9 protein-coding genes are annotated in these 10866 nt (G+C 63.8%); 7 read left to right on the top strand and 2 right to left on the bottom strand.

Translation table 11 applies throughout. From position 1 onward, the window contains the following. Positions 1 to 308: 308 nt before the first annotated feature. Positions 309 to 566, bottom strand: a complete 258-nt coding sequence (locus IGW04_RS24955) for a hypothetical protein (protein ID WP_194715804.1) — start codon at positions 564 to 566, stop codon at positions 309 to 311. 57 nt (positions 567 to 623) lie between these two features. Here IGW04_RS24955 and IGW04_RS24950 point away from each other — a divergent pair, with 57 nt between their 5' ends. From IGW04_RS24950 to dinB, 5 genes are all read left to right on the top strand, one after another. Beyond that, positions 624 to 2672, top strand: a complete 2049-nt coding sequence (locus tag IGW04_RS24950; RefSeq protein ID WP_194715803.1) for a UvrD-helicase domain-containing protein — start codon at positions 624 to 626, stop codon at positions 2670 to 2672. Then, entirely contained in the window at positions 2669 to 2842 is a 174-nt protein-coding gene (locus IGW04_RS24945) for a DUF2256 domain-containing protein (protein WP_323744906.1), read from the top strand. Before IGW04_RS24950 ends, IGW04_RS24945 begins: the two co-directional genes overlap by 4 nt. Continuing rightward, positions 2839 to 3051 (top strand): SlyX family protein, encoded by a 213-nt coding sequence (locus IGW04_RS24940; RefSeq protein WP_194715802.1) that lies wholly within the window; start codon positions 2839 to 2841, stop codon positions 3049 to 3051. The genes IGW04_RS24945 and IGW04_RS24940 overlap by 4 nt, the downstream gene beginning before the upstream one ends. 17 nt (positions 3052 to 3068) lie before the next feature. Continuing rightward, positions 3069 to 3398 carry a DUF2288 domain-containing protein gene (locus IGW04_RS24935; protein ID WP_194715801.1) on the top strand — a complete coding sequence of 110 codons (330 nt, stop codon included), beginning with the start codon at positions 3069 to 3071 and terminating at the stop codon, positions 3396 to 3398. A 426-nt stretch (positions 3399 to 3824) separates the two neighbouring features. Further along, a complete protein-coding gene (dinB, locus tag IGW04_RS24930; RefSeq protein ID WP_194715800.1) occupies positions 3825 to 4979 on the top strand; it encodes a DNA polymerase IV in 1155 nt (384 codons plus the stop codon). Positions 4980 to 5016: 37 nt separating this feature from the next. Here the strand turns inward: dinB and IGW04_RS24925 are convergent, their stop codons facing one another. After that, on the bottom strand, positions 5017 to 6024 hold the full coding sequence (locus IGW04_RS24925; protein ID WP_194715799.1) for an aldo/keto reductase: 1008 nt from the start codon (positions 6022 to 6024) through the stop codon (positions 5017 to 5019). 165 nt (positions 6025 to 6189) lie between these two features. Between IGW04_RS24925 and IGW04_RS24920 the strand changes: the two genes are divergently transcribed. Both IGW04_RS24920 and IGW04_RS24915 read left to right on the top strand, forming a co-directional pair. Then, positions 6190 to 7116: a recombination-associated protein RdgC gene (locus IGW04_RS24920; RefSeq protein ID WP_194715798.1), complete on the top strand. Its 927-nt coding sequence runs from the start codon at positions 6190 to 6192 to the stop codon at positions 7114 to 7116. A 167-nt stretch (positions 7117 to 7283) separates the two neighbouring features. Beyond that, the coding region (locus IGW04_RS24915; protein WP_194715797.1) for a YDG domain-containing protein at positions 7284 to 10866 on the top strand (3583 nt) is incomplete at its 3' end.

The raw sequence follows: 10866 nt of genomic DNA, 5'->3' as shown, positions 1-10866 counted from the left end.
GCAACATGATTTGCTGTATGGCCCATTCCCGGACTGGCTCCGGATGTCGTTTCTTCATTGCTCACTCGCTATCGCCCTCCAGGTTGTTGGATATCAGTGGATGCGACAACTAGCCTGACATAGAGGGTTCGCCAAAAGAAGTAGGCAAGAAAAGGCGACCCGGTGATCGCGCCCCGCTGCGCGGGGTGCCCGTGTCAGCGGTACCCGGAGCGGGGCGCGGCTAAACTCGCTACACTTCGTTTCGCTCAAACAGACGCCGCACCTTTTCCCGCTCCGGGTACCGCTGACACGGCGCGCTCAACGGGACTTCACCCCAACTGCAACGGCCACTTCCAAAACAACTGCAACTGCAACTGCAACTGCAACTGCAACTGCAACTGCAACTGCAACTGCAACTGCAACTGCAACTGCAACTGCTTCCGCAGCCGCAACCACTCCATAAGGCGCAATCCGCAAAGCCCATTGCACCATCGACCGCGACCCGATAGCGCAATATCGCCTGCCTCCCTCGCCCGGCGGTCTGATGGCATGTTCCTTCGGGCGATTCCGCCCTGCGCCCATTCCAACACCCATCTCCCCGCTCCGCTACAATACCCCGCTTCCTTCGCATAACCATTCCCCGCATGACCACCACCCCCCAGTTCGGCCTGAATGCCCCGCAGTGCGAGGCCGTGAAGTACATGGACGGTTCCTGCCTGGTGCTGGCCGGCGCCGGCTCGGGCAAGACCCGGGTCATTACCCAAAAGATCGCGCACCTGATCGAGGAGTGCGGCTACGATCCGCGCCACATCGCCGCGCTGACCTTCACCAACAAGGCCGCGCTGGAAATGCAGGAGCGCATCGCCAAGCTGCTGAAGGATCCGCGCGGCGCCAGGCAGCTGACCGTGTCGACCTTCCATTCGCTGGGCGTACAGATCCTGCGCCGCGAAGCCCGCGAGCTGGGGCTCAAGGACCGCTTCTCCATCATGGACAGCGATGACTGCTTCTCGCTGGTGCAGGACATGGCCATGACCACCGACAAGCAGGTGATACGGCGCATCCAGAACACCATCTCGCTGTGGAAGAACGGCCTGGTCGATCCGGAAAACGCCATCAAGCAGGCCGTCACGGAGGATGAAGCCCAGGCCGCGCGCATCTACCGCGACTATGTGGCCACGCTGGCGTCCTACCAGGCGGTCGACTTCGACGACCTGATCCGGCTGCCGGTGCAGCTGTTCCAGTCCAACGACACGGTGCGCGACAAGTGGCAGCGCAAGCTGCGCTACCTGCTGGTGGATGAATACCAGGACACCAACACCTGCCAGTACGAGCTGGTCAAGCTGCTGGTCACCGGCGTGGGCAAGAAGCCGATGTTTACCGCGGTGGGCGACGACGACCAGGCGATCTATGCCTGGCGCGGCGCCACCATCGAGAACCTGCGCACGCTTCAGGTCGACTTCCCCGACCTGAAGGTGATCAAGCTGGAGCAGAACTACCGCTCCAGCACGCGCATCCTGCAGGCGGCCAACTCGGTCATCGCCAACAATCCCAAGCTGTTCGAGAAGGCGCTCTGGTCCGAACATGGCCTGGGCGATCCGGTCAAGGTGCTGGCCATGCAGGATGACGAGCACGAGGCCGACCAGGTCGCCATCATGCTGTCGGCCCACCGCTTCGAGCGGCGCGGCAAGTTCTCCGACTACGCCATCCTGTACCGCGGCAACCACCAGGCCCGCATCTTTGAGCAGGCGCTGCGGCGCGAGCGCATCCCCTATGTGATGTCGGGCGGCCAGAGCTTCTTCGACCGCGCCGAGATCAAGGACATCATGAGCTACCTGCGCCTGGTGGCCAATGCCGACGACGACCCGGCCTTCATCCGCGCCGTCACCACGCCCAAGCGCGGCGTCGGCAAGGCCACGCTGGAAGTGCTGGGCAGCTTCGCCGGCCAGTGGCAGTGCTCGCTGTTCGAGGCGGTGTTCAAGGGCGGCATCGAGGCCAAGCTGACCGAGCGGCAGCTGGGTCCGCTGCGCGAGTTCTGCACCTTCATCAACCAGCTGGAAGCCCGCGCCCACCGGCCCGGCGAGACTGCCGGCGAAGTGCTGGACGACATGATGAAGGCCATCAACTACGAAGCCTACCTGTACGACGCCTTCGACGACCGCGGCGCACAGGGCAAGTGGCAGAACGTGATCGACTTCACCGGCTGGCTCAAGGAAAAGGGCAGCGGCGGACGCGACGGCGCCGGCGAGGAAAAGAGCCTGCTCGACCTGACCCAGATGGTGGCGCTGATGACCATGCTGGAAGGCAAGGACGAGGAGCCGGACGCGGTGCGCCTGTCCACGCTGCATGCCTCCAAGGGACTGGAATTCCCGCATGTGTTCCTGGTCGGCGTGGAGGAGGGCATCCTGCCGCACAAGGGCGACCCGGATGCGCCGATGGACACGCTGGGCGCGCGCATCGAGGAAGAGCGGCGGCTGATGTATGTCGGCATCACCCGCGCCCAGCGCACGCTGCACATCACCTGGTGCAAGAAGCGCAAGCGGGCGCGCGAAAGCGTCAATTGCGACATGTCGCGCTTCATCAAGGAAATGAAGCTCGACGAAGGCGACGCGGTGCCGAAGGAAGAGGAGGTGATCACGCCGCAGAACCGGCTGGCCAACCTGAAGGCCCTGCTGCAAAAGCCGAGACCGACGTGAAGCCGCAGAAAAACCCGCTGCGCAATCCGCACAACCTGCCGGTGAAGACCTGCGAGGCCTGCGGCCGGCCCTATACCTGGCGCCGCAAGTGGGCATTGAACTGGGACGAGGTGCGCTACTGTTCCGACGCCTGCCGCGCCGCGCCGAAGAAACCGAAAAGGACAACATGATGGATGAAGAACGCCTGGTCGATATCGAGATCAAACTGGCGCGGCAGGAAGATCTGCTGGACGTGCTCAACAGCACGGTCTACCGGCAGCAGCGCCGCATCGACGAACTGGAATCGCTGTGCGCCGCGCTGGCCAAGCGCGTGGCCGAGTCGCAGCAGGCGGACAACGGCGGCCAGCAGGCCGCGCATGAGATCCCGCCGCATTACTGAACGATCTGAGAGACGCGATGAACCATGAAAAGGATGACGAGCTGCGCCGCCGGCTCAATAGCGAAACCTCGAAGCTGCGCTGGACCGAGCTGCAGCGCCACTACGCCGGCGGCAACGTCGTCGCGGTGGACAACAGCCTGGACCTGATCGAGGTCGCGGTCGGCATCGCCCAGGACGACACCGAATCGGTGAAAAAATGGATGGCCGACGGCCGCCTGGCCCGGCTGGGCGACATCCAGGCCGCTGCCTGGCAGCAGGCGGATGTGGAACTGTGGGCGGTGGTGGTCAAGCCCTGGGTGCTGGTGCAGCGGGTCGAGCCGATTGGCCGGCAGCGTGGGCTGCATTGAACGTCACACTGCGAAGCCAGTTGATCACGCAGTAGGGTGGAATACCCCGAAGGGGCATTCCACCTTTGCCACTCACGGCAAGGTCCGACCTTCGCTCATCGTGCAGCAACCCACGGCGGAATGCCCTTCGGGTATTCCACCCTACGAAGGCCTGTTGCATACATGGCCGATTACGCTCTTCACGCAGCAGGGTGGAATACCCCGAAGGGGCGTTCCACCTTCGCCACTCACGGCAAGGCCCGACCTTCGCTCGTCGTGCAACCCACCACGGTGGAATGCCCTTCGGGTATTTCACCTTACGAAGGCCTGATCCATACATAGCCGATTACGCTCATCGGCGAAACCTTTTGAAGAACGCTGGCAAGCATCGCCACCTGCGCTGCCGTTAAAATAGCGCCGCTGATTAGACTTTTTCCGCCGCTTGCCATGCCCGCCCCATCCCGCCGCATCGCCCACCTCGACATGGATGCCTTCTATGCATCGGTCGAACTGCTGCGCTATCCGGAACTGCGCGGCCGGGCTGTGGTGATCGGCGGCCGCTCGGCCGACCAGCCGCAAACCCTGCCCGACGGCAGCCGCAGCTTTTCCCTGCTGCGCGACTACGTCGGCCGCGGCGTGGTCACCACCTCCACCTACGAAGCCCGCGCTCTCGGCGTGTTCTCCGCGATGGGCGTGATGAAGGCGGCCAGGCTGGCGCCGGACGCGGTGCTGCTGCCGGCCGACTTCAAGGCCTATCGCCATTATTCGCAGCTGTTCAAGGCGGCGGTGCTGGAAATCGCGCCCGAGATGGAAGACCGCGGCATCGATGAAATCTACCTCGACCTGAGCGGCCACGACGAGCCGACCGACACGCTGGCGAAACGCCTGAAGCAGGCGGTGCGCGATGCCACCGGCCTGTCCTGCTCGATCGGGGTTGCGCCCAACAAGCTGCTGGCCAAGATCTGTTCCGACCTCGACAAGCCCGACGGCATCACCATCCTGACCCCGGCCGACATCCAGCCCCGGATCTGGCCGCTGCATGTGAAGAAGGTCAATGGCATCGGCCCGAGGGCGATGGAAAAACTGGCGGGGCTGGACATCCACACCATCGCCGACCTGGCGCAGGCCGACGCCGGCCTGCTGCAGACCCATTTCGGCCGCAGCACCGCGGCCTGGCTGCGCAGCGTGGCGCAGGGCGAGGACGACCGTCCGGTGGTCACCCGCTCCGAACCCAAGTCGCTGAGCCGCGAAACCACCTTCGAGCGCGACCTGCATGCGCGGCATGACCGCGAGACGCTGTCGGCGATCTTCACCGGCCTGTGCGTGCGGGTGTCCGAGGACCTGCGGCGCAAGGGCTACCTCGGGCGCACCATCGGCCTGAAGCTGCGCTACGACGACTTCCAGACCGTGACGCGCGACGTGACCCTGCCGGCGCCCACCGACGACCCCGCCGTGATACGGCGCGCCGCCGGCGAGTGCCTGCGCCGGGTGCCGCTGGAAAAGCGGCTGCGGCTCCTGGGCGTGCGGGTCGGCACGCTGTCGCCGCGCGGCCAGGCAGGCGCCGACGCCGGACCGAGCCAGGGCGAACTGCTGCTGGCCTGAGCCGGCGCCGCTTGCCGGCGCGCTTCTCCGCAGATATTCAGCCCGTGGTCAGCCGCCCGAAGAAGGGATAGCTCGGATCGTTGTAGCCCGGCGTGGACGCATGGCCCGGCCGCACCAGCGCGTCGACCATCGCTTCCTCGGCCGCGTCCAGGGTCACTTCCAGCGCGGCGTAGTAATCCTCCATCTGTTCCAGCGTGCGTGGTCCGGCGATCACGGACGTGATATGGCGGTTGGCCAGCACCCAGGCGGTGGCGAAATGCCCGAGCTTGATGCAGCGCCGGTCGCAGTGTTCCTTCAGGTGCTGGGCAATCGCCAGCGACTCCTCGCGGAACTCGGTTTCCATCATGCGCTTGTCGGCGCGGCCGGCCCGGCTGCCTTCGGGCGGCTGCTGGCCCGGCCGGTATTTGCCGCTCAGTACGCCGCGCGCGATCGGGCTGTAGGGCACCACGCCCAGGCCGTAATGCGCGCAGGCCGGCAGGATCTCGACTTCCGGCATCCGGTTCAGCAGGTTGTAGTAGGGCTGGCAGACCGCGGGCGGCGCGACATTGGCGCGTTCGCAGGCGCGCACCGTCTCGGCGATGCGCCAGCCGCGGAAGTTGGACAGGCCGAAATAGCGGATCTTCCCCTCGCGCATCAGGTCGCCCATGGCGCGCACCGCCTCGTCCAGGTTTTCCTCGTGGAAGTCGCGGTGCAGGTAGAGGATGTCGATGTAGTCGGTGCCGAGCCGGCGCAGGCTGTCCTCGGTTTCCCGCATGATCCACTTGCGCGAATAGTGCGACTGGTTGGGCTGGCTGCCCATCGTGTTGCCCAGCTTGGTCGCCAGCACCCAGTCGTCGCGCTGGCCGGCCAGCAGCCGCCCCACCATCTGTTCCGACGCGCCCTTGGTGTAGACGTCGGCGGTGTCGATGAAGTTGACGCCATGTTCCCGCGCCGAGGCGACGATGCGGCCGGCCTCGGCCTCCTCGGTCTGGTCGCCGAACATCATGGTGCCCAGGCACAGGGCCGAGACTTGCAGGTTGCTGTTGCCGAGACGTCGATATCGCATGGTGTTCTCCTCGTATTTTCTGATTGGATTGCGGCTAAAAAGCGCGGATTGACCATAGCACAACACTCACTGCCCCTGTGTCGCCGCGACGCATTGCAAGGCTGGCAAGCTTGCCGGAAATCCCCGATCCGCCGTGTAGAATGGCCGCTTTTTGCGACGATTGCCATGTGGTTCAAAAACCTCCAGATCTACCGTCTGCCCGCGCCGTGGGCAATGACTCCCGAACAACTGGAAGACAAGCTGGCGCCGCAGGCGTTCACGCCCTGCACCAGCCTTGAATTGCAGACCCAGGGCTGGCTGCCGCCGCGCCCGAACGGCGGCCTGGTCCACAGCGTGAACCGCCAGATGCTGCTGCAGCTGTCCACCGAGAAAAAGCTGCTGCCGTCCTCGGTCATCAACCAGGTTGCCAAGGCCAAGGCCGCCGAGCTGGAAGAGCAGCAGGGTTTCAAGCCCGGCCGCAAGCAGATGAAGGAACTGAAGGAACAGGTTGCCGACGACCTGCTGCCGCGCGCGTTTTCCATTCAGAGCAGCACCTGGGTCTGGATCGACCCGGTCAATGGCTGGCTGGTGATCGACAGCGCCAGCGCCGCCAAGGCCGAAGACGTGATCCGCCTGCTGCTGAAGGCCGTCGACAAATTCCCGATGGACACCCTGCGCGTGGCGCATTCGCCGGTGACGGCGATGACCGACTGGCTGCTGGCCGACGAAGCGCCGGGCGGCTTCACGGTCGACCAGGACACCGAGCTGCGCGCCACCGGCGAAGGCAAGGCCACGGTGCGCTATGTGCGCCACACGCTGGAAGCGGCCGACGTGCGCCGCCACATCGAGTCCGGCAAGCAGTGCACCCGCCTGGCGCTGACCTGGGCCGACCGCGTCTCCTTCGTGCTGACCGAGTCGCTGGCCATCAAGCGCATCGCGCCCCTGGACGTGCTGAAGGAAAACAACGAAGGCAGCTCGCAGAACGACGACGAGCGCTTCGACACCGACATGGCGCTGATGACCGGCGAACTGGCGAAAATGATCGCCGACCTGGTCGCCGCACTGGGCGGCGAAATGACCGAGCTGATGACGCCGGTGGCCAAGGCGGCCTGATCGGGCACGGCACGCCGCCTGACTGTGATGGTCGGGCGGTTTTCGGATGAGTTAATGCATTACAGATCGGAACAAGGTTTTCCTGGCGCGCACTCAGCGTAATCACTCGGGGAAACTTCTGACCGCCACTGGGGCCGTCTTTCCTCGAAGAACGAGGAAAGACGCGCATGAACCATACCTACCGCCTGATCTGGAGCCACCGCAGCCATTGTTTTGTCGCCGTTGGCGAGCATGCCCGGGGCTGCGGCAAGTCAGCCAGGGGCGCCGCCCTGGTCATTGCAGCCGCACTGGCGGCCGCCGTCTTTCCCGTCTCACCGGCCGCCGCCGGCCCCACCGGCGGCGTTGTCACCCAGGGCGCGGGCAGCATCGCCCGGCCGGACGCACTCACCACCGCCATTACCCAGACCAGTTCGCGCCTGGCCATCGACTGGACCAGCTTTTCCTCCGCCGCCGGCGAGAGAATCACTTTCATCCAGCCGGATGCTTTCTCGATCGCGCTCAACCGCGTCACCGGCCGTGGCCGCAGCGAACTGATGGGCAGCCTGGTTGCCAATGGCCAGGTGTTCCTGCTCAATCCGAACGGCGTGCTGTTCGGGCCGAATGCGTCGGTCGATGTCGGCGGCCTGGTGGCGTCGACGCTGGGCATGGACACAAACAGTTTCATGAACGGCAGCCAGGTGCTGGAAGGCGGCGGCCAGGGCAGCGTGGTCAACCAGGGCAAGCTCACCGCGACCGAGGGCGGCAGGGACGCCATTAGCGGATACATCGCACTGGTCGGGCCGCGCGTGATCAACGAAGGCGCCATCAACGCGCAGCAGGGCCAGGTGCTGATGGCGGCCGGTGACAAGGTCACCCTTACCCTGGCCGGACGCAGCCTGGCGAGCTACACCATCGACCGCGGCAGCCTGAATGCGCTGGTTGACAACCGCAGTACAGGCATGATCAGCGCCAGCGGCGGCCAAGTGACGCTCGACGCCAGCGCGGCCGACAAGCTCAGCCAGGCGGTGGTGAATCATTCGGGGGTGATCGAAGCGCAGACCCTGGCGGCAGGGAATAAAACCGGCTCGATCCGGTTATTGGGCGGCATCAAGTCCGGCGACAGGGAGGCCGGCGACATGCTGGTAGACGGCACGCTGGATGTCTCCGCGCCCGGCGGCGGCGATGGCGGGCGCGTCGAAACCAGCGCGGCACGGGTCAACATTGCCAAAAGCGCCCAGGTCAGTTTGCTGGCGCAGGAACTTGGCGGGAACAGTAACGGCACCTGGACCAACGCTTCGCGCGACTTCCTGATCGCTAAGGGCAAAGGGCCGGAGACATCGACATCCATCGGCGCGACAACGCTCAGCCAACTGTTGTCATCCGCCTCCAGGAACCCGGCCACGCCCAACGTCGCGGCCGGCACGGGCGACCTGTATGTCAATGCCCCGGTGGCGTGGGAGTCGGCCAGCAAGCTGACCCTATCGGCGTCCAGGAACATCTATGTCAATGCGGACATCAATGCGTCGAAGGGCGGAAGCCTGACTCTGGAGTATGGGCAGGGAACCGCGGGCGGATCTCCCAATTATTTCGTGCGCAATGGCGCAAAGATCTACTTGCCGGATGGCGACAACTTCAGCTTGCGTTTCGGCAAACTGGGCCAGCTTAGTACGTACCGCGTCATCAGCAAGCCCGGCGCCCCGGGAAGCGTAACGGGAAATGACCTGCAGGGCATTTCCAATGCCGTCAATAACGGCCGCTACGTCCTCGGCGCGGACATTGATGCATCGGCCACCAAGACCTGGAACAACGGCGCCGGCTTTGTCCCGATTGGCGGCTTCAATGGCATTCTGGATGGCCTGGGCCACACGATCAGCAACCTGTATATCAACAGCACCCAAAGCTTATGGGTCGGCCTGATCAGGGATCTGACATCCAACGGCCGCGTTCAGAACCTGACGTTGGAAAACGCGGATATAAGCAACAATGGCTCTTCACCTACGACTGCTGTCGGTGCACTGGTGGGCAAGAATGATGGAAAAATTTTCAATGCGCATGCAACGATGTCGATCAAGTCCGCCTATAACAATGCCGGTGGCCTGGTGGGCATCAACAACGGCGAAATCAGGAACAGTTCCGCGGTGGGGACAGTGACGTTCGAGGGCGCCAGGGACGCCGAAGCAACCGGTGGGCTGGTAGGCAGGCAGGTAGGTCAGGTAAAGTCTGGCAGCACATCAAAGGCCGGCGGCACTATCATTGACAGCTATGCAACGGTTGACGTAATCGGCAATCGATCTGTCGGCGGCCTGGTCGGGCTCATGGAGAAAAGTGCGACTGGCATAGAAAACCCTACGGTGACTGGCAGCTACGCCGGCGTAAGTGCAGATGGACGCAAAGGATCCGTCCAGGGCAAGGAGAATGTCGGCGGCTTGGTCGGGTACCTTGAACTTGGCAGTATCAGCGACAGCTACGCCGCGGTGCCGGTGACGGGCACGAGCGCGAGCGCGAGCAGCGCTGCAATCGGAGGCCTGGTCGGCTTATCGGGTGGGACGGTGCAAAGAGCATATGCCCGTGGTCCTGTGAGATCCGATAACGCCGACAAAAGCACCGTGGGCGGCCTGATTGGCAAAGGCGCGGGTTTGGCTTTCAACAGTTTCTGGAACACGGAAACAACAGGCCAGGCTTCAAGCCGTGGCGGTGCCGATGCAAATGGCATCGATACTGCCGGGATGAGAAACCTGTCCACCTTCAAGGGGTGGGACATCGATGCCGAGGGCGGCACGGGCAAGACCTGGCGTATCTATGACGGGCAGACCGCGCCGCTGCTGCGCAGCTTTTTGGTGACGAAGGACGTCGAAGACAAGTCCGTCACCTACAACAACGCGCGCCAGAGCGGCTGCACCGGCATGCCCTGCGACAGCGCTGCAGGCAATACGACCTTTTCGGCCGCTTCCGGGGAGTATGCCGGCACCTACACACCTTACGATTTGCAGCAGGGATATGACATCAGAGGCGGCAAGCTGACCATCACGCCTGTTTTGTTGACGCCCAGCGTCACTTCAACCCTTGAAAAGGTATATGACGGGAAAACGGACGTGTACCAGCAGGATCTCCTGTCAATCACGCCCTTGAATCCCGGCGCTGTCACGTTGCGCTATGCATCGGCGCAATACGACAACAAGAATGCGGCTGATGACAGGACCGTATCTTTCTCCGGCATTACGCTCGACGGCAACAGCCTGGGCAATTACGAGATCGCAAACACGTTCAGCAGTGGCGGCAAGATCACGAAGCGCGCGCTGTCGCTAGTGGATACGAAGGTGAACGATAGGGAATATGACGGCAGCAAGAGCGCCACACTTGCAAGCACACCTGCAAGTTTAGGCAGCCTGGTCAATAGCGTCGTCAATGATGATGTGAGCGCAGTAAATGCGGCCAGCGTCGAGTTCGTCACCAGGAACGCCGGCGAGAACAAGCAAGTGACGGTGAACCGGGTAACCCTGGGCGGCACGGACGCCGGCAACTACAGCATTGCCGAAAATATCACGGTGGAAACCAACGCCAGGATCCTGAGGCGCGCGCTGACGCTGTCGGACACGAAGGTGGACGACAGGGAATATGACGGCACATCAAATGCCGTGCTCAACGGCATCGGCACGCTCAACAGGACGGTGGCCGGCGACAAGGTAACGGCAAGCGCGTCGGGTGCGGCATTTGCCGACAAAACCGCGGCCACGAACAAGGAGGTGACGGTGAGCGGCGTGGTACTGGCCG

The sequence above is a fragment of the Noviherbaspirillum soli genome (genome assembly GCF_015352955.1).
Classification (GTDB): domain Bacteria; phylum Pseudomonadota; class Gammaproteobacteria; order Burkholderiales; family Burkholderiaceae_D; genus Noviherbaspirillum_A; species Noviherbaspirillum_A soli.
Note: the sequence above shows the minus strand (reverse complement) of the source record. Positions and strands in the feature narration are given on the sequence as shown.

Bases quoted from the DNA above. Each gene is read 5' to 3' on its own strand.
- IGW04_RS24950 (WP_194715803.1), top strand. From the start codon at position 624: ATGACCACCACCCCCCAGTTCGGCCTGAATGCCCCGCAGTGCGAGGCC.
- IGW04_RS24940 (WP_194715802.1), top strand. From the start codon at position 2,839: ATGATGGATGAAGAACGCCTGGTCGATATCGAGATCAAACTGGCGCGG.
- IGW04_RS24935 (WP_194715801.1), top strand. From the start codon at position 3,069: ATGAACCATGAAAAGGATGACGAGCTGCGCCGCCGGCTCAATAGCGAA.
- dinB (WP_194715800.1), top strand. From the start codon at position 3,825: ATGCCCGCCCCATCCCGCCGCATCGCCCACCTCGACATGGATGCCTTC.
- IGW04_RS24925 (WP_194715799.1), bottom strand. From the start codon at position 6,024: ATGCGATATCGACGTCTCGGCAACAGCAACCTGCAAGTCTCGGCCCTG.
- IGW04_RS24920 (WP_194715798.1), top strand. From the start codon at position 6,190: ATGTGGTTCAAAAACCTCCAGATCTACCGTCTGCCCGCGCCGTGGGCA.